This is a genomic window from Neobacillus sp. 204, from assembly GCF_046562815.1.
GTDB lineage: Bacteria > Bacillota > Bacilli > Bacillales > Cytobacillaceae > Neobacillus.
This window is the reverse complement of sequence record NZ_JBJORY010000013.1, coordinates 76100-94437: the sequence shown is the minus strand read 5'-3', so window position 1 is coordinate 94437 and position 18338 is coordinate 76100. Positions and strand designations below refer to the sequence as shown.

The 18338-nt window shown below is 38.8% G+C and carries 22 protein-coding genes and 1 pseudogene; 15 read left to right on the top strand and 8 right to left on the bottom strand.

Annotation, left to right across the window (positions count from 1 at the left end):
* Nucleotides 1-6: 6 nt before the first annotated feature.
* From ACJ004_RS23470 to ACJ004_RS23435, 8 genes are all read left to right on the top strand, one after another.
* Nucleotides 7-1377 (top strand): cobyrinic acid a,c-diamide synthase CobB, encoded by a 1371-nt coding sequence (locus ACJ004_RS23470; protein WP_410895551.1) that lies wholly within the window; start codon nt 7-9, stop codon nt 1375-1377.
* Nucleotides 1370-2887 (top strand): cobyric acid synthase, encoded by a 1518-nt coding sequence (locus ACJ004_RS23465; RefSeq protein WP_410895550.1) that lies wholly within the window; start codon nt 1370-1372, stop codon nt 2885-2887. Before ACJ004_RS23470 ends, ACJ004_RS23465 begins: the two co-directional genes overlap by 8 nt.
* Nucleotides 2884-3924: a nicotinate-nucleotide--dimethylbenzimidazole phosphoribosyltransferase gene (cobT, locus tag ACJ004_RS23460; protein ID WP_410895549.1), complete on the top strand. Its 1041-nt coding sequence runs from the start codon at nt 2884-2886 to the stop codon at nt 3922-3924. Before ACJ004_RS23465 ends, cobT begins: the two co-directional genes overlap by 4 nt.
* Nucleotides 3925-3948: 24 nt before the next feature.
* Nucleotides 3949-4731, top strand: a complete 783-nt coding sequence (gene cobA, locus ACJ004_RS23455; RefSeq protein ID WP_410895548.1) for a uroporphyrinogen-III C-methyltransferase — start codon at nt 3949-3951, stop codon at nt 4729-4731.
* Nucleotide 4732: 1 nt separating this feature from the next.
* Nucleotides 4733-5302, top strand: coding sequence for a nitroreductase family protein (locus ACJ004_RS23450; RefSeq protein WP_410895547.1), 570 nt, complete (start codon nt 4733-4735; stop codon nt 5300-5302).
* Nucleotides 5277-5876 carry a cob(I)yrinic acid a,c-diamide adenosyltransferase gene (gene cobO / locus ACJ004_RS23445; RefSeq protein ID WP_410895546.1) on the top strand — a complete coding sequence of 200 codons (600 nt, stop codon included), beginning with the start codon at nt 5277-5279 and terminating at the stop codon, nt 5874-5876. The genes ACJ004_RS23450 and cobO overlap by 26 nt, the downstream gene beginning before the upstream one ends.
* A gap of 137 nt (nt 5877-6013) precedes the next feature.
* Complete coding sequence (locus ACJ004_RS23440; RefSeq protein WP_410895545.1) at nt 6014-6898, top strand: GHMP family kinase ATP-binding protein; 885 nt, start codon at nt 6014-6016, stop codon at nt 6896-6898.
* 108 nt (nt 6899-7006) lie between these two features.
* Nucleotides 7007-7810 (top strand): HoxN/HupN/NixA family nickel/cobalt transporter, encoded by an 804-nt coding sequence (locus tag ACJ004_RS23435; RefSeq protein WP_410895544.1) that lies wholly within the window; start codon nt 7007-7009, stop codon nt 7808-7810.
* 57 nt (nt 7811-7867) lie between these two features.
* On the opposite strand, the gene ACJ004_RS23430 is transcribed toward ACJ004_RS23435, so the two are convergent.
* Both ACJ004_RS23430 and ACJ004_RS23425 read right to left on the bottom strand, forming a co-directional pair.
* Nucleotides 7868-8023, bottom strand: coding sequence for a type II toxin-antitoxin system antitoxin (locus ACJ004_RS23430; protein WP_098573206.1), 156 nt, complete (start codon nt 8021-8023; stop codon nt 7868-7870).
* 12 nt (nt 8024-8035) lie between these two features.
* Nucleotides 8036-8893, bottom strand: coding sequence for an SPFH domain-containing protein (locus tag ACJ004_RS23425; protein WP_410895543.1), 858 nt, complete (start codon nt 8891-8893; stop codon nt 8036-8038).
* Between the two features lie 284 nt (nt 8894-9177).
* Here ACJ004_RS23425 and ACJ004_RS23420 point away from each other — a divergent pair, with 284 nt between their 5' ends.
* Together ACJ004_RS23420 and ACJ004_RS23415 are read left to right on the top strand one after the other, a co-directional pair.
* The gene (locus ACJ004_RS23420) at nt 9178-9735 is read left to right on the top strand and encodes a hypothetical protein (protein WP_410895542.1); all 558 of its coding nucleotides are present in this window, start codon (nt 9178-9180) and stop codon (nt 9733-9735) included.
* A 424-nt stretch (nt 9736-10159) separates the two neighbouring features.
* Entirely contained in the window at nt 10160-10291 is a 132-nt protein-coding gene (locus tag ACJ004_RS23415) for a YjcZ family sporulation protein (protein WP_410895541.1), read from the top strand.
* Nucleotides 10292-10446: 155 nt separating this feature from the next.
* On the opposite strand, the gene acpP is transcribed toward ACJ004_RS23415, so the two are convergent.
* Complete coding sequence (gene acpP / locus ACJ004_RS23410) at nt 10447-10674, bottom strand: acyl carrier protein (RefSeq protein WP_410895540.1); 228 nt, start codon at nt 10672-10674, stop codon at nt 10447-10449.
* A gap of 118 nt (nt 10675-10792) precedes the next feature.
* Complete coding sequence (locus tag ACJ004_RS23405; protein WP_410895539.1) at nt 10793-11419, bottom strand: metal-dependent hydrolase; 627 nt, start codon at nt 11417-11419, stop codon at nt 10793-10795.
* A 279-nt stretch (nt 11420-11698) separates the two neighbouring features.
* Between ACJ004_RS23405 and ACJ004_RS23400 the strand changes: the two genes are divergently transcribed.
* Together ACJ004_RS23400 and ACJ004_RS23395 are read left to right on the top strand one after the other, a co-directional pair.
* Nucleotides 11699-12100, top strand: coding sequence for an Rrf2 family transcriptional regulator (locus ACJ004_RS23400; RefSeq protein ID WP_410895538.1), 402 nt, complete (start codon nt 11699-11701; stop codon nt 12098-12100).
* A gap of 85 nt (nt 12101-12185) precedes the next feature.
* Entirely contained in the window at nt 12186-13091 is a 906-nt protein-coding gene (locus ACJ004_RS23395) for an NAD(P)/FAD-dependent oxidoreductase (RefSeq protein WP_410895537.1), read from the top strand.
* A gap of 190 nt (nt 13092-13281) precedes the next feature.
* Here ACJ004_RS23395 and ACJ004_RS23390 read toward each other — a convergent pair whose 3' ends face one another.
* Nucleotides 13282-13722, bottom strand: a complete 441-nt coding sequence (locus tag ACJ004_RS23390) for a YaiI/YqxD family protein (RefSeq protein ID WP_410895536.1) — start codon at nt 13720-13722, stop codon at nt 13282-13284.
* A 265-nt stretch (nt 13723-13987) separates the two neighbouring features.
* On the opposite strand from ACJ004_RS23390, the gene ACJ004_RS23385 reads away from it, so the two are divergent.
* Nucleotides 13988-14134, top strand: a complete 147-nt coding sequence (locus ACJ004_RS23385; protein WP_410895535.1) for a hypothetical protein — start codon at nt 13988-13990, stop codon at nt 14132-14134.
* 60 nt (nt 14135-14194) lie between these two features.
* Here the strand turns inward: ACJ004_RS23385 and pdxR are convergent, their stop codons facing one another.
* A complete protein-coding gene (gene pdxR / locus ACJ004_RS23380) occupies nt 14195-15646 on the bottom strand; it encodes a MocR-like pyridoxine biosynthesis transcription factor PdxR (protein WP_410895534.1) in 1452 nt (483 codons plus the stop codon).
* Nucleotides 15647-15782: 136 nt separating this feature from the next.
* Here pdxR and ACJ004_RS23375 point away from each other — a divergent pair, with 136 nt between their 5' ends.
* Nucleotides 15783-16400: a LysE/ArgO family amino acid transporter gene (locus ACJ004_RS23375; protein WP_410895533.1), complete on the top strand. Its 618-nt coding sequence runs from the start codon at nt 15783-15785 to the stop codon at nt 16398-16400.
* Between the two features lie 316 nt (nt 16401-16716).
* Here the strand turns inward: ACJ004_RS23375 and ACJ004_RS23370 are convergent, their stop codons facing one another.
* The gene (locus ACJ004_RS23370; protein WP_410895532.1) at nt 16717-17127 is read right to left on the bottom strand and encodes a cupin domain-containing protein; all 411 of its coding nucleotides are present in this window, start codon (nt 17125-17127) and stop codon (nt 16717-16719) included.
* A gap of 31 nt (nt 17128-17158) precedes the next feature.
* Nucleotides 17159-17305 (bottom strand): annotated as a pseudogene (locus ACJ004_RS23365) (SDR family NAD(P)-dependent oxidoreductase); the annotation flags it as partial.
* A 294-nt stretch (nt 17306-17599) separates the two neighbouring features.
* On the opposite strand from ACJ004_RS23365, the gene ACJ004_RS23360 reads away from it, so the two are divergent.
* The gene (locus ACJ004_RS23360) at nt 17600-18145 is read left to right on the top strand and encodes a TetR/AcrR family transcriptional regulator (protein WP_410895531.1); all 546 of its coding nucleotides are present in this window, start codon (nt 17600-17602) and stop codon (nt 18143-18145) included.
* Nucleotides 18146-18338 lie beyond the last annotated feature (193 nt).

Here is an 18338-nt window from a genome sequence, read left to right as displayed (position 1 = left end):
AATTGGATGTCAAGTCGCAGACTTGTGATTGCAGGTACAGGAAGCGGTGTCGGAAAGACAACCTTAACGATTGGGCTGATGTCTGCACTGAGGAAAAAGGGATATACCGTGCAGGGCTTTAAATGCGGTCCGGATTATATTGATCCGACCTACCATACGGCGGTTACCGGCAGAATTTCCAGAAACATTGACAGCTGGATGTTAAACCACGAGATGGTCAAAGAGATTGTCATCCGCGGAAGTGAAGGCGCAGATATTTCTATCATCGAAGGGGTCATGGGTTTCTTTGATGGAAAAAACCCACTGAACAACACTGGCTCCACAGCAGAAATCAGCCTGATTACGGAAAGTCCAGTGGTTCTTGTTGTTAATTGTGCCAGCATGGCCCGGAGCGCTGCTGCCATCGTCAAGGGATTTCAAGAGTTTCTTAAGGAAGCCAATATTGTCGGTGTGATAGCCAATCGGGTTGGCAGCGAAGGACATTTTAAAATCGTCCAAACAGCCATTCAGCAAGAGTGCGGCATTCCGGTGCTTGGCTATTTGAAAAAAGATGAGGAGCTTTCAATTCCGGAACGGCATTTAGGGTTGATCCCATCCGTGGAACGGGGAGAACTGAATCCGTTTTTTGATCAGCTAGGTGATTTAGTCCTTGAAACGGTAGATGTAGACACTTTATATGAGCTGGCTAATGCTTCACCACTGGAGGTTAAAGAATCCCAGTTTAAGAGAAGGGAAACGGCAGCAGTAAGAATTGCGGTGGCAAGAGATGCCGCCTTTAACTTTTACTATCAGGAAAACCTTGAAATGTTAGAAGCATCTGGAGCCGAGCTGATCCAGTTTTCCCCGTTAAAAGGAGAAATCTTGCCAGAAAATGTGGATGGCTTATATATTGGCGGGGGATTTCCGGAAGAATTTGCCCAAGAGCTGGCCGAAAATACAGAGGTAAAAAGCTCGATTCGATCTGCGATTGAAAACGGAATGCCAACCTTGGCTGAATGCGGCGGTTTTATGTATTTAACCGAATCCCTTGAAACAACAGATGAAAAGAACTATGAAATGGTCGGGATTATTCCCGGTAAGGTGAAAATGCAAACAAAGCTGGCTGCCTTAGGATATCGCGAAATCACATCAGAAGTAGGAAACTTCTTGTTAGAGGGAAATTTGATAGCAAGAGGGCATGAATTCCACTATTCGACCTTTCATCCAAGATCGGAATTTCAGTCTGCCTACCAAACAAAAGGCATGCGCGGGTATAAACAAGAGGGGTATAGGAATGGCAGTTTAATCGCTGGTTATACCCATTTTCATTTTGGTTCATGCCCTCGACTCGTCGAAAATTGGGTGAAGAAATGTAAGGAGTTCAAAGAAAATGACTAAGGCACTTCCGCTTATGTTTCAAGGTACAAATTCTGATGTCGGCAAAAGTGTCGTCGTTACGGCTTTTTGCCGTATTTTTGCCCAGGACGGGCATAAGACCGTTCCCTTTAAATCACAAAATATGGCCTTAAATTCTTATATAACTGTGGACGGAAAAGAAATAGGAAGAGCCCAGGGAGTCCAGGCAGAAGCAGCAGGCATTCAGGCAACAACCGATATGAATCCGATTTTACTCAAGCCGAACCGGGATAATCAATCACAAATTGTGGTCCATGGAAAACCGTATAAAAACATGGAGGCTGGTGCTTATCGAAGGGAATTCTTTCAAACGGGGTTAGAGCTCATTCAAGAATCTCTTTCTGTTCTGTCAGATAATTATCAACGGATTGTCATTGAAGGGGCTGGCAGCCCTGCCGAGATTAATTTGAATGACCGGGAAATGGTCAATATGCGGGTCGCAAGAATGGCGGGCGCCCCTGTTATTTTGATTGGCGATATCGAAAAAGGCGGGGTTTTTGCCAGTTTAGTAGGAACCCTTCAGCTAATGGAACCTGAGGACCGTGACCGGGTAATTGGTGTGATCATCAATAAATTTCGCGGCGATATTCGGCTTTTGGAATCTGGATTAACGTGGTTTGAGGAATATACAGGAAAACCGGTTCTTGGGGTGATTCCTTATTTGGAGAATTTAAATATTGATGCGGAGGATTCGGTTATTTTAAATCAATATACATCCGTCCGAAATACCGAAAAAGAACTAGATATTGCGGTGATTCAATATCCGAAAATTTCCAATTTTACCGATGTTGATCCTTTCTTTGTCGAACCTGATTGTCATGTCCGTTTTATTACGAGAGCGGACCAATTGCATAACCCAGATTTAGTGATTCTCCCAGGAAGCAAGAACACCATCGAAGATTTGCTGTTTTTAAGAAATAGCGGTATCGCACAAAAAATGGCGGAATTACAGAAAAAGAATAAAACCGTGATATTCGGGATCTGCGGCGGATATCAAATGCTCGGTGAAAAAATTGACGACCCGTTTGCGATCGAGTCACTCCATCAAGAAATAGAAGGTCTTCGCTTATTGCCAATCCAGACGTCGATTACAAACGACAAGACAACTGTATTATCGAATGGGTCCCTAAATCTTTACGGAAAAAGCTTCAACGTAACAGGTTATGAGATTCATATGGGAGAAACTCAAGCGACGAGGGAGTCCCGGGGGCTTATTGAAACATTAGGCCGATTGGATGGCTGTAAAACGCCAGATGAAAAAATAATCGGCACCTATTTTCATGGGATTTTTCATAATGATGACTTTCGTAAAGAACTGCTTAATCAGATTCGCAAAACAAAGGGCTTGGAGCCGATTCATCAGCGGGTTTCTTTTAACCAATTACGTGAAGAAGCATTTGATCGGTTAGCGGATCATGTAAGGGGACACGTAAAACTCGATGACATTGAACAAAAAATGAAGGAATTCCAAAAAAGGGGGATTACCCAATGAATGGTGTAAAAAAGGCGATTCAACCTCTGGATTTAGAAATGGGTCAAAAGGTCAGGGAGTATATTGATACCTTAACGAAACCTCCAGGTAGTTTAGGCAGATTAGAGGAATTAGCCATACAACTGGCAGAAATTACTTCTGAAGCATTTCCTGTCGTGTCACCAGCTGGTGTGATTGTGTTTGCCGCTGATCACGGAGTGGTCGAAGAAGGGGTATCCGCTTTCCCGCAAGAAGTGACCGTGCAAATGGTGATGAATTTTTTAAACAGCGGTGCAGCGATTAATGTGTTTAGCAAACAAATTGGTGCGATGTTTGAAGTAGTCGATATTGGTGTTGCCGCTGATATTGAGGCTGACGGTGTCGTGAAACGGAAGATTCGCTATGGCACAGGAAATTTTTGCAAGCAGGATGCCATGACCAGAGAAGAAGTCGAAAAAGCGATCGCTGCCGGCTATGAACGGGCTGAACACATGATCGAGCAGGGAAGCAAATGCTTAATTCTTGGTGAGATGGGAATCGGCAACACCACTCCAAGCAGCGCAATATTAGCCGTTTTAAGTGGTCAGGACATCAGTACGCTTGTCGGCCGGGGAACAGGGATTGCCGCCGAAAAAATCATTCATAAACAAGGGGTTATTGAAAGGGCACTAAAGGATAGAAAGCCTGATCGGAAGGATCCAATCGATATCTTAGCCAAAATAGGCGGATTGGAAATTGCCGGAATGACCGGGGCGATGTTAGCGGGAGCGGCGAACCGGGTCCCGATTTTGGTCGACGGGTTTATTTGTACCATATCTGCCCTGCTAGCAAAGGAAATTTGCGATACAGCAAGTAATTATATGATCGTAGGACATCGTTCCGTTGAACCAGGACACGAAATAGCCCTTCAGTTATTAGGAAAGAAGCCTCTGCTTGATTTAGGTTTGCGTCTAGGTGAAGGGAGCGGGGCTGCGGTTGCCTTCCCAATCTTACAGTCCGCCTCATTGATGCTGAAAGAAATGGCCACTTTTGCATCGGCAGGCATTTCAAAAGAGTAACGGTAAAAGGAGATTGATCATGACATGACTAAAGGAAAAGTGTACCTTGTCGGTGCAGGACCGGGAGATCCCAAGCTGATCACCGTGTATGGGATGGAGTGCATCCAACAGGCGGATGTGATTTTATATGACCGCTTAGTGAACGATGAACTGCTCAAATACGCAAAAGCGGATGCAGAGCTGATTTTTTGCGGCAAACAACCGGGAAAACATCAAATTATCCAAGAACAAATTCATGAGCTGTTAATCGAAAAAGCCACGAATGGAAAGACCGTCACCAGATTAAAAGGGGGCGACCCCTGTATCTTCGGCCGTGTAGGCGAAGAAGCGGAAGTATTAGCTGTAAATGGCATTCCATACGAAATCGTGCCAGGGATTACCTCTGGAATCGCCGCACCTGCCTATGCAGGAATCCCTGTTACCCATCGGGATTATGCCTCCTCCTTCGCTATCGTCACAGGCCACAGCCGGGCTGAAAAGGAACAAGATCAATTGAATTGGCAAGCCCTTGCTGGGATAGATACGATTGCCTTTTATATGGGAATTGGGAATTTAAACTATATATGTACTAGTTTAATCGAGCATGGAAAAAATCCTCATACGAAAGCTGCGATTATTCAATGGGGGACAACGCAGGAGCAGAAGACGGTTACAGGAACATTAAAAAATATCGAAGACCGGGCTCTTGAAGCAGGCATCACCCATCCAGCGATTGTCCTTGTTGGCGATGTCGTTGGGGTGCGGGAGAAAATAAGATGGTTTCAAGAAGGAGAAGGAAAGCAAGTAGTTGGAATGGGGAGGGAGTAAGATGTCGATTATAGCTGAGATCAAAAATCGGAGAGCGATTCGCGATTATGCTCAACGAGAGGTCGAAGACAAAAAAATTAAAACCTTATTGGAAGCAGCGACATGGGCGCCAAATGATCGGATGCGGGAACCTTGGGGCTTTTATGTGATAAAAGGGGAAGCCAAAAAAAGCTATGAGGCTTTGGCAAATGATTATTTGCAGGAGCGCTTTCCAACGAAACCACATCTGATTGAGAGTTCCTTAAAGGTACTAAAAACGACACCGGTTCACATTGTCGTGACAGCTGACATGGTTCCAGGGGATGAAGAGGCATCTTTGGATAATGAATATGCCGTATGCTGTGCCATCCATTCGATGTGGCTGGCCGCAAAAGAATTGGGCTTGGGGCTAGTTTGGCGGACAAGGGGCGTAGGACTTGTTCGCGATGCACGGATGTATGAGTTTATCGGATCACCAGAAAACAAAAAAATAATCGGAAACCTATTTATCGGTTATCCCGATGATGAAATGTTAAAAAAAGCCAAAGCGCCGGCTCGGACTTCATTTGAAGAAAAAACAGTCTGGTTGTAACGAAGGAGCGAATAGGATGGAAGCATTAACAGAAAACAAAGCAAAGCGCGGTCTCACGTTAGTTTATACCGGCGATGGAAAAGGGAAAACAACGGCGGCCTTTGGACTTGCCATCCGTGCCGCTGGACGAGGGAAAAGGGTCCTAGTGATTCAATATATTAAATCTTCGGAAAGAACATATGGAGAAAAAATCACGTTTGACAAATTGGGAATTGAAACCTTTCAAACGGGTGTGGGCTTTACCTGGACAAAAACACCGGAGGAGCATCGAGAGGCTTTAAAAACAGCGTGGGCCTTTACGAAAGAAAGGGTGCTCTTTGGCGGATATGATGTGGTCATTTTAGATGAATTGAATAATGCGCTGGCGATCGAAAAATTTCCGATTGATGATGTTCTTCCATTGAAAGAGGTCCTTGAGTTGATCCAGCACCGCCCCAAGGGGATGCATCTTGTGATTACCGGACGGTCTGCAAGAGAGGAAATTATTGCTTGTGCTGATTTAGTAACGGAAATGAAGGTCGTGAAGCATTACTATAATGATGGAATTCCTGCTGTGAAGGGAATTGAGTTTTAATGGCCTACATTGAAAAGTATGGACATGGCGGTGATTTGCTTACTGCCCGGCAGCTGTTTCGTAAGGATTCCACTCAGCTATTAGATTTCTCCTTTTTGGTTGAACAGGGGATGAATTAGTCGTATAGGAGTAAAAAAATGAAACTTGGTAAAGGAAGTTGTCATGGAACATTTGGAGAACTTGTACAAGGGATTATCGGAGAACGTCCGTTTTTAATCACACTGCCCATCCCAACTTTAAGGAGTGAGGCTACCTTTATTCCAGATCCAGGCATTTCTAAAATAAGAGTGGTAGATTCAAAGAGGAAAGCGATGAGAGCAGGAGAAATGTTACTCCAACTGTTTGGAATAAAGGGAGGCGGACATCTTGAGATACGCTCGAATATACCCGTTGGAAAGGGGCTGGCAAGCAGTTCCGCTGATATCGTAGCAGCTTTGAGAGCTATTTCTCACAGCTATTCTCTTTCTCTTACAAATGAAACAATCTCAACCATTGCCGCAAAGCTCGAGCCCACCGATGGGGTGATGTATGAGGAGGTTGTGGCTTATGACTATATTCATGGACAGCTTATGGAAAGCTTTGGAGTCTTACCACCATATATCCTCGTTGGCATGGATCTCGGAGGTACAATCAATACGATTGAATTTAATCAAGCTCCAAAAGCATATAGCCGGGACGATCGAAAGCACTTTTCAGAAGCATATGATTTGGTCAAAAAAGGGTTTAGGGATAAAAATTTATCTTATATTTGCAAGGCAGCAACGATGAGTGCACGGGTGAATCAAAAAATACTGCCAAAACCTGTTTTTCATCAATTAGAAAAATTAGCTCTTACCTATCAGGGAGGAACAGTTATCGCCCACAGTGGAACCATCGCGGGTATTTTAATAGACCGAAATATACCGAATTGCCATGAGGCGGTATCACATTTATCAAGGGAAATGTCCGTTCCTTTCAAGAGATTAAATATAAATCTTTTTCATTATGATAGCGAGGAAAAAAATAGCAGTTTGATGAAATAAACCCACATCTAATTGTCAATGCCAGGATTAAAAGCAAAGTCAGATGGGGATAACGGAAAAGTTTAAAATCCCTTTGGGAAAGTTTATAGGAGAGAGAGGAGCTAATGAATGGAAATAATCTCGTTAATACTTCTTGTATTTGTGTTGGGGCTTCGTCATGGACTGGATGCTGATCATCTGGCATGTATCGATGGTTTAACCCGTTATAATGGGCGTATGAATAGTCCGATTGCCCGCTGGGTGGGCTTTCTATTCTCGCTTGGGCACGGTTCGGTTGTAACATGTATAGCGGTTATTCTGGGTATTTTCATGAAGAGCTTTAAGATACCAGAACTCGTTACTACACTTGTCACTTGGATATCGATTGTTTCACTTTTTGGCATTGGTACATTAAATATCTATAATCTTTTGCGCAAAAAATCAACATTTGATGAAGATTTTCAGGTTAGTGGAATCAAAGGGAAGTTTCTGCCGCGTATGTTACAAGAAACCACAAATCCCTTTTTTGTCATTTTGATTGGCGGATTATTCGCACTAGCAGCTGAAACGGTTAGCCAAACGTCTATGTGGGCGATAGCGGCAGGAAATACAGCAAGTTACATGCCAGTTCTACTGGGGCTCATATTTATGCTGGGTATGATGGTAACAGATACATTGGATTCATTTGTTGCCTTTCGTATGATTAACCAATCCGATCGATTAGGACAATCGGCTTCACGAGTTATGGGATGGGTGATAGTATCCTTGGCTTACGGTGTTTCCTTTTATCAAGCCTTTACGTTTTTCTTCCCATGGGCTGAACTGGATTTTGAAATTGTAGGGGTTATTCTGTTTGTATTATTAGTTCTCTGTTATGTTATCGTAAACTTTCGAACAAAAAAACAGATGGATATGACAGTAAAAAATTTATAGAATATCAAAAAGCCTGTATTTATGATTAGCAATAATCTAAAATACAGGCTTTTTTGTCTATTCTTTTTTTAATCTTCCCGCCTTTTTGGCTGCCTCTTTTAAGATGACTTCGATTTGGGCGTTAACGCTTCTAATTTCATCTTCGGCCCATTTTTCCAGCACTTCATATAATTTGGGATCGATGCGAAGCGGAAATGATTTTCTTTTACTCATTTAAACACGACCTTAATAAATGCTTCCTGTATTGATAATTGGCTGCGTTCCTTTCTCGGAGACAATGGCGACCATTAGGTTATTGACCATTTGTGCTTTTTTCTCTTCATCTAGGTCGACAATTTCCTGCTCTGCGAGTTGATCAATCGCTGCTTTCACTAGGCCTACTGCTCCGTCAACAATCACTTTACGTGCAGATAATACAGCTTGCGCTTGTTGCCTTTGAAGCATGGCAGAAGCGATTTCGGAAGAGTAGGCAAGATGCATAATTTGTGCCTGAATGACATCCACACCCGCAACATCAAGTCTGGTTTGTAAATCATGAGCAAGTACATCAGCCACCTCATCACTATTTTGACGAAGGGTTAAAGTGTTTTCCGAATTGTCAAATGAATCATAGGCATATCTGCTCGCAATATGACGAATACCGGTTTCACTTTGAATTTGAATGAATTTTACGTAGTTTTCTACGTCATACAAGGCTTTTGCAGAATCTCTTACTTTGTATACCACAACTGCTGCAATCTCGATTGGATTTCCTTCCAAATCATTGACTTTTAGTCTCTCACTGTTAAAGTTTCTCACACGTAAGGAAACGCTCCGTTTGAAAGTAAAGGGAATCGTTGCCCATAATCCTTGGTCTCTAATGACACCGAGATAGGTTCCAAAGAACGTTAATACCTTTGCTTCATTGGGTTGCACAATGGTTAAACTTGTTGCAATAATCAGTCCTAAAAGGACGACGATTCCTCCGGATATTTTCTCCGAAATTGATCCAGTAACAATTAAGTAAATCCCAAAAACAATACACAAAAGCGCAATGACCAGTGCAGCAAACCCATTCATTTTAAAAATTGATTTCTCTTTCATAAGGTTCCCCTCCTAATATCCAAGTGATATAAAAGTGATATCACATTAATATCATACAACGGATGTTAAAAAAAGTAAATAATTTAATTGTTTGCCAATTTTCCAATCTCTAGCTCGATCAAAAGACCTGTTACGACAAGTTATTAATACTAAAATGGGACTTTTTAATTAAAAACAGTGAAAGTTGTGGATTTTTGGAAGAATACGCAGGATTTTTGATTTTAATAAAGGAATATATTAATACAATCATCCATTCTATCAAGGTACGAAAGAAGGTATATGATATGTTTGAAAAATTCTTTGCTGACTATAAAAACTATGTTGTTGTACCGGAAGATGAAAAACAAGTTGTGAATGAAGTATTTGATCCCCAAAATTTTGCTGCATATTATATACTAACACTATCTATTTTTGATTCACGTTTATCGACCTGGAACGATGCAAGTAAATTTGAAATTGATGTTGAAGAAAGTATCAAAACAGTCCTGAGGAATTTCAATCAAAATCAACGGAAGAAGTACCATCTTCAATTACTCGAATTAGATCAGTGTAAAAATTATTTTATCTTGGCCCTTTCTTCTAAAACAAAATTTAATCCAGGGGAAGAAAAGGACCGTATAGCTGACATTATCGAAAAGTTACTAACGAATCCTTTTTATGTGGGGCAAAGCTGGTTCAATCTAATTGGTGATAAAGGACGAGTGGCCCGTAAACTCTTTTGTTATTCTTTTAAGGAATATGTCGTGGGGGACCAAAACCCTTCAAAAAGGGAAGGAAAATATGAAAATATCAGTGAGTTAGTCCCTAAAAATGGAGAGATGAAACTGATCAAAAGCGTCTGAAAACCACACTGCTTTTAGAACGTTCTTACCTGTAGTTCCCTTGAAATATTATTTGTTTAATTAGAAATCAGCAATTTGTTTGAACAATTTCTAAATATAAAAAAGCGTTTGCTATATTTGCAAACGCCTCTTCGGAGGTATTAAAAATACGTAGCGGCTGGTGGTAATAATAACATATGCACTCAAAATAAAGCTGAAAGGGGACAAGTGCTGATTAAAAGTAAATAAACAGGAAATGTACCATGAAAAAAGTCTCCAAGTAAGGGGCTTTTTTTGATTTGGACAGAAAATTAGCTTTTATTTAAATTAGGAAGGTTTCGTAATCGGAAATGTGTTTGTCCTCATAAAATCCTAGTGATAAGCCCTTCCCATTATTAATTTCTTAACATAAATTGTAGGGAATAAATTTAAAGGAGGAAATAGAATGTTTGGTTATGGTGGATTTGGTGGTTGTTGTGGCTATGGGTACGGAGGGTTCGGATTCGGAGGTGGCTTTGCTTTAATCGTTGTATTGTTTATCTTGTTAATCATAGTTGGAGCAGTAATCTGTTTCTAAGAAAAAGCTATCACTCTTAACTTGAAAAAGCCCTAAAAAGGGCTTTTTTGTTTGAAAACTAAACCTCATTAAGGTTTTGGACCATGGACATGTTATGAGGTTTCGGCTACACTCTATGCTTTCTGCAGAGTTGGGTTATCCTCTATCCCAATTTGTTATCGGTTTTCAATATAGTTTACTACATCACCGACCGTTTGAAGCGTCGCTGCAACTTTGTCACTAATTTCGATCGCGAATTCATCTTCAATTTCCATTGTCAGGTCCACCATATCAAGCGAATCGGCTTCGAAGTCATCTTTGAATGATGATTCTGATTTGATAGTCTCAATTTTGACACCCAGTTGGTCGGCTATAATTGGCTTTAACTTTTCAAATGTGGTCATTGCGGTATCCTCCTAAGTATTACATAACCACCATTATAACAACCTAATTAGCAACGTAACATATAAAAATGTTTCCAATATCAGGATATAGTGGTTTCCATTGTCATTTTTGTCAGAGTTATATTTCCTTGGATGAAAGTGGTAAGAACAGCTTAATCCCACGTTTATTAAATGGTAGAATTTTTAAATCTGCTATTAGGTGACTGATATAACCGCCAAAACAGGAATAGAAAACACCCTGGATCCCAAGTGAAGTCTCTAAATTGGAAGCAATAACCCCAAAGAAAACAATGCCTAGGATCGAATGGGTATAGCTGCGGTGAGGAGTAAAGGAGGCAATTACAATGTAGATCCCTAGCAGAATTAACCAAAGTTCCTCTAACGAGAATCCTCCGACCAGGACAGCAATTCCTGTAATAGTTAACATATGTTTTTGCTTAATTAAGGAAGCAACCACTACAATCAAAAATCCGATTCCGACCCCCAGCCATCTCTCTTCCACTGTTTTCTCATAGAAACTATATAAAATCATCATCATTCCAATGATCAGGGCAGATAACCGAATCACCTTATGCGACAAAGTAATCTTTCCACGAAGTTTCCCGTCAATATCTAAATCAGGGATTAATCCTGAGACGCCACCTAAACCGACAAACAAGAGTGTCTCAGACGGAGAGGCTTGAAATGTATTAGCAACAATAAATCCTGTTGCTGATCCAATTACTGCATGTGATGTACCATTCAATTTAATTCCACCTCTAATAATTATTAATCTAGTAAAACAAAAACAGTCATAACTATTTTACATCAAAACATCTGTTCTGTTTAGAAAATAAAAAAAGTTTTTAGTAGACTTTAATGAATTACATAGAAATGGATGGGAGATTGTGAAGGTTTTTACTTAAACGAAGCAGGTTAGTTTCGAAAACAAATAGATGGTAATAATAAAACAACTTGATTGACTTAAAATCTTATAACGGATATAGTGGATACACAATATCTTTAATTGGAGTGGAAAATAAGAATGAAATATTCAAAAGCAACAAATTATGCACTTCATACCATGTTATATTTGGCGATTGCTGCGCCTGAGAAACATGTGGGAGTTCACCAACTCGCTGAACGTCAAGGGGTTTCTACTACGTATTTATCTAAAATACTAACTAAACTTGTTAAGGCAGGCATGGTTGAATCAACTTCAGGTGCGAATGGTGGTTATAAGCTAAGACGAGATTGGGAAAGTATATCGTTTTTGGATATTATTCAGGCGATTGAAGGTCCTACACCTTTATTTGACTATTGTTTAAATCATAATCCTGAATGTTTAATACAAAATGTAATTATTTCCGCAGAAGAAAAGATGTTAAATGAATTAAAACAAAAAAAGATCGTTGATATAGCTAAACAGATGACATTGGCTCCTTAAGCCATGTTATTTTACTCCTATTATAGATATTAAGGAGTATTAATATCCTTAATTAATGATTATTAACAAGTAGAGGTGGAGAGTAATGAATATTTTTGATTGTATCATTGTTGGTGCAGGTCCTGCCGGATTAAGTTCTAGTTTAACTTTAGGAAGGGCTAGAAGAAAAATTGCTGTATTTGACGATGGATCGAATAGGAATAGAGTAACACATGAGTCACATGGATTTATTACTCGAGATGGTATAAAACCACAAGAGTTTAAAGAAATAGGGCGAAAAGAATTGGAAAATTATCCATCCGTATCTTATTTCAAGGCAACAATTACTGAAATAATCAAAGATAATGGTAATGAAAGATTTATCGTAAAATCAACGGAAGGTCAGGAATTTGTTACAGAAAAGATTATATTAGCTACAGGTATTCAAGAGGTATTTTCTATTCAAAGTGTAAGAAATTATTATGGAAAAAGCCTTTTTAGCTGCCCGTATTGTGATGGTTGGGAGCTAAGGGATAAGCCATTAATTGTCATGGCTGAAAAAGAAGAGCATGCACTGCATATGGCTAAATTAATTTATAACTGGTCGAAGGATTTAGTTGTCGTAACAAATGGAGTTGAACTATCTAAAGAAGGAGTTCAAGAGTTATCCAAACGCAGGATCAAAATAAAATCGGAGCCGATAAAAGCCTTAATAGGTGATAACGGTTATCTACAAAAAATTGAATTTGTATCAGGAGAAACGATTATAAGATCAGCTGGATTTGTGGTTCCATCTTTTTATCGCCCTAATCATTTTGCTGAGACGCTTGGGTGTGAAGTACAAGAAAATGGAACCGTTGTAACAGATGGTTTTGGTAGAACAACACAAAAAAATATTTATATTGCGGGAGAAACTGAAAAATCCGGACCATCTTCATTAATGATTTCAGCTGCCGAAGGTAATAAAGCGGCCGTTTCCGTAAATACTGATCTAACTATGGAACGATTTTGATTATCGTAATAATGACTTTTTCATTAAACCAATTTGTGCAAGAATTAAAGAGATTTCTTCACCCTTATCAATTAACAGGTAAAAGAGTAAAGTTCAGCTGCCAATCTTGGTGGCTTTTTTCTTATTAAATAAAAGGGCAGTTAATTAGAAGAGGGATATTAGGTTTTCATTAACAAAAGAACGTTCTTTTTTATCGTGAAATCGATCGTTTAAAAAGCTCCCTAAATTTCTCCCTATCTTCTGATGTAAATGGTTTTGGCCCCTTTGTACGCTTTCCACTTTTTCGAGCCATTGCACTTAAATAACGTGATTGTAATAATTGGTCAATGTTTTCATTTGTATAGGTATACCCAATATGGTGAAGAACCGTACAACCTTTTGCTAAACCTAGCGAAGCAAGACCATAATCTTGCGTAACGATTATATCTCCTTTTTCTACTAACTTCATAATCCGATAATCCGCAGCGTCTGCTCCAGAATCAACATAAATGGTTTCCACTCCTGATGGTTGTTCCGCACTAGAAAAATGAGAAAAGCTAGTAACAAGGATAACAGGAATTTCTGCATTCGTACCTTCAGAGATAATAATATCTTTTACCGGACAAGCATCTGCATCAACATAAATTTTCATTTTATCTCTCCCATAAATAAGTTAGAGTTGATGATAATGGCATATATAGCATTTGTCAATCTAAAATGATGCTATACCTAAAATCATTTAAAAAACAGCTATTCTATTAAAGTGGCAGGTTCAGTAAGGAACCAATTAAATGTAATGCGTGAAGGATCTGAGTCATTATTCTAAAAATTTTAAATAAAGGTTACACCCACATTATTGTATAAATCCGATCCTCTCCATAGATAATATGAGAGATTAACAAAAGGAGATGATAAGGATGGAAACAAAGGATGATTTTTTAACCGGAGCTAAAGTAACAAAGGATAATCAAATTTATGGAACGCCTAATAGCAAGAGCAAAAATGGTACCGGAGACTCACCAAATGATAATGTCGGTAAGAATAAAAAGGGACTCGGTCGATAAAGTAACAGGCTAGAGATACTTGAATAAGGAATTGACCAATAAGGGCTTCAAATGGAGCCCTTATTTTGCTATTGATTTTACAATTTTTGATAAGCGTCTCAGACCATTCTCTATATTGGTAAGAGAAGCAAATGAATAAGAAATTCGTAGATATTGTTCAGCTTGATGATCATAAACATTTCCTGGATTCAGTAATATTCCTTCTTTAAGTGCAATTTCAAATAATTTTCTAATTGAGAGTGACGGTAACAAACGCAACCAAATAAAAAATCCTCCTGTTGGTTTTTCCCAAACTGCAATATCAGAAAAATACTTGTTCAAAATATCTAAAGTAAAATCTCTTCGAATTTTCAGTTGTTTTCTTACTTCATTCAGATGTTTATAGTAAAGTCCGCTGGAAAACCACTCAACTGCTGCCCACTGCGATATAGAACTGGACCCATAATCCGTTTGCATTTTAATATCTGCCAAGTGATCTACAACTGGTTCAGGGCCAACTATCCAACCAATACGGAGACCAGGACTTAACGATTTAGACAAACTTCCCAAATAAAGTACAAGTCCATTTTTGTCAAATGCCTTAATTGGTTGTGGCGGATATTCATCGAACCATAATTCTCTGTACACATCATCCTCAATTAAAGGTAATTGCTCTTGTTGACAAATATTAAATAACTGATTACGCCTTTCAACGGTCATTAAAGTTCCAGTAGGATTGTGAAAGGAAGGAATTGTATAAAGTAAAGCAGCACTATGTTGTTTTTTATATTTAGGAATATGATTTGCCTGAATTCCTTCTTTATCCATAGGAATGCCAACTAAACGCATACCTGCTGACTGGAAGACATTTAATGAATGAAGATAGGATGGCTTTTCTGTTAACACGGTAGAACCTTTATGTAATAAACCAACACTTATAAGATGTAAGGCTTGTAAAGCACCTGATACGATTAAAATCGAAGAAGGAGAAGCGGAAATCCCAATTGTGTTTAGATAGGTGGCGATTTGTTCCCTTAACGGCAGCAACCCCTTTGGTTCTTCATAGCCATAAGAAATATCTCTATTGGACAATTCATTAAAAACTTTTTTCATTGAAATGCTGGGAATAAGATCTGGCGATAATTCTCCTGTTCCCAAACGGATGATGTTAGAAGTGAATTCGGCTTGATTTATTTCTTGAATTGTTGGCAAGTTGGGCTTATGTATTCCAAAATTAACGTATGAACTCCAATCTGGGGGAGGAGTTGTAGCTAACAGATTCCATGTATTATTTACGACTCTTGTTCCACTGCCGCTTTTTCCTTCAATCAGTCCTTCTGCTATTAATTCATCAAATGCAGTTACAACTGTACTCCTATTCACTCCCAAAGCCTTTGCCAAAGTACGTTGGGGAGGGAGTCTATATCCGATTGTCCATTCTCCATTCGAGATTTTTTCTTTAATAAAATCAGTTATTTGTTTATGTAATGGGACAGGAGATGACTTATTTGGTTTCCAATCGATTATAAACATAATGTACTCCTTTTTATAAATAATTCTATTATATAACTTGGTTGGTTAGGATTCCATCCAATTGGTTGGAGACCTATTCATATTTTTTAACTACAATAAAACCAGTGATAATATGCAAAGAAAAGGAGAACATCAGATGTTAGAACCATTTATTCATGGATTGTTTCTTGCACTGGGGCTTATTCTGCCTCTTGGTGCCCAAAATGTTTTTGTATTTAATCAGGGGGTACTTCAACCTCGTTTTATTAAAGCATTACCAGTCATCATAACAGCCTCTTTGTGTGATACCCTCCTAATCTTGGTATCTGTTTTAGGTGTCTCATTACTCATTCTAGGTTCCTTTTGGATAAAAATTATTCTAATTGGGGGAGGTTTTATCTTTTTAATATATATGGGATGGAGTACATGGAATAGTAAACCAAGTAATGAAAGGGATATAAGTGCGAATAAATTTTCTTTAAAGAAACAAGTATTGTTTGCAGCATCTGTTTCTTTGTTAAACCCTCATGCAATCATGGATACTGTCGGTGTAATTGGAACAAGTTCATTAAAATACCAGGGGGAAGAAAAAGTTATATTTGCATTTGCGTGTATATTGGTTTCGTGGATTTGGTTTTTAGGACTGGCACTAGTTGGACGAATTACTGGAAACCTTGATAAAACTGGAAAATTCATGTTGGTACTAAATAAAATATCTGCCTTAGTAATGTGGGGGTCAGCGGTTTATCTTTTGTTTACCTTTTTGAGTAAATAAAACTAGTCAAACGTGGATTTACATCGTTAAGGAAATTCCAGTATAATTCCAATTTCTAAGTGATATAACTGAGAAATTGGAAATAATTAATCAATAATTGCGCCTGAGTGCGGAACAATTACTGAGGAGTAAATGTAAAGTTAAATATAAATTACTATGCTTAGGAATGATATAAAAAAGAGGCTCCCCGGACCGCCTGCGGAAAGGGAAGCGCCCTTCGCTGCAATCAACAGACGAGTTTCATAGAACCATACACAAAAAAGGGTGCCCCTAAAAGTTAAACTTTTGGGACACCCTCAATTCTTATCCAAAACTATTATTTTAATTTGTTATATTCCTCATCTGTTACTGGTTCCAACCATTCTGGCGTACCTCCAGTGATTGCAATGTGTTCAAACCAGCTGTCTTTTGCAGCACCATGCCAGTGTTTTACACCATCATGGGTGACAATAACATCACCGGCTTGTAAGAATTGAGCAGGATTTCCTTCTTCTTGGTACCAACCTTCGCCACCTGTTACTAATAAAAGTTGAAAGCCATCACGATGGATATGCCAGTTATTTCTGCATCCTGGTTCAAAGGTCACATTCCCAACACTAACACTCACTTTAGGATCAGCAATTAATGTTTTAAGATAACTTTGTCCCACAAAAAATTGTGAATATGCTTCATTTTTTTCGCCCACTGGGAAAATAACGCCATTTTTTACTTCTTCATGTTTTGCCATTTTAATTCCTCCAATAAACTTTATTTTTTTATTCTTCTTGTAATTTCTTTAAACGGTCTTCACGACGAGCTGCAAGTACCAACTTTGAACCTTTTGATGCAAGTTCTTTTGCCGTAGTTTCTCCAATCCCAGAAGAAGCACCCGTAATAATGAAAACTGTATCTTGAGTATTAGACATACTAATTAACACCCTTTCTTAATTTTCAGGAATCATTTCATTAACGCAAGCTAATGCATTCAGTGTTCTTGGAAAGCCCATATATGGAAGGCATTGGGTGAGGGCGGTGATAAATGTAGCTAGTAAAATTTGATGAAATAGAAAATCGCATGTTGATACGTTATCGCACATCTGTGTATAATATAAATTGAAAAGAGGATAACTGCAACAATCAATATGCCGTAATATGTGCGTTACTGCACAAGTTGATTAAATTTGTGCGATAACTTTTAAGAAAGCTTGGTGATTACTACAATGTCTAGTATGGATAGAAGAGTACAAAAATCTCAAAAAGCAATAAAAAATGCTTTTATTGAACTAATGTCTGAAAAAAGTTTTGATCATATTACGATACAAGATATTTCCGACAGGGCAAATGTAGGTCGAAGAACCATTTATGATCATTACATGGATAAATATGATCTTCTGAAGAAGCTCATTGAAGAACATATTAATGAACTAAGGAAGCTGTGCGAATCGGCATCTGAATTGGATTTTGTTGAGGGAAATCTGATTTGGTTTGAATATTTTGAACGTAATTATTCATTCTTTTCAACCATGCTAGCGAGTAAAGGAGCCCCTGCCTTTCGGAATCATTTCCTAGAATTTGTAATCGAGGAGTTGGAGGGGGAAGTAGATGTAACCGAAGGAAAAAATCAAGGATTAAGTAAAGATTTAATTCTTAAATTTTTTGGAGCTGCCATTGTAGAGATAGTAGAAGCATGGATCACCAATGGATTATCTGAACCAACTCAAGTCGTGGCAGAACAAGTGGGGATTTTGTTAGATAGGAATTTATAGTTAGAGAATAGTTTTTCGTATACAACGAAGATTGTGAAGGAATTTACTTAAACTAACGGGTGCAAGAGTTGAAGAACGGGGATTGCTGTGGCGATCTTTTTTCTTATTCAATTAAAATTGTTGATGTTGTTCAGGATAAAAATATTGTGCTGCTTAGTGAGACGGGAAAAACAATTTAGCAGAAATTGAAGAG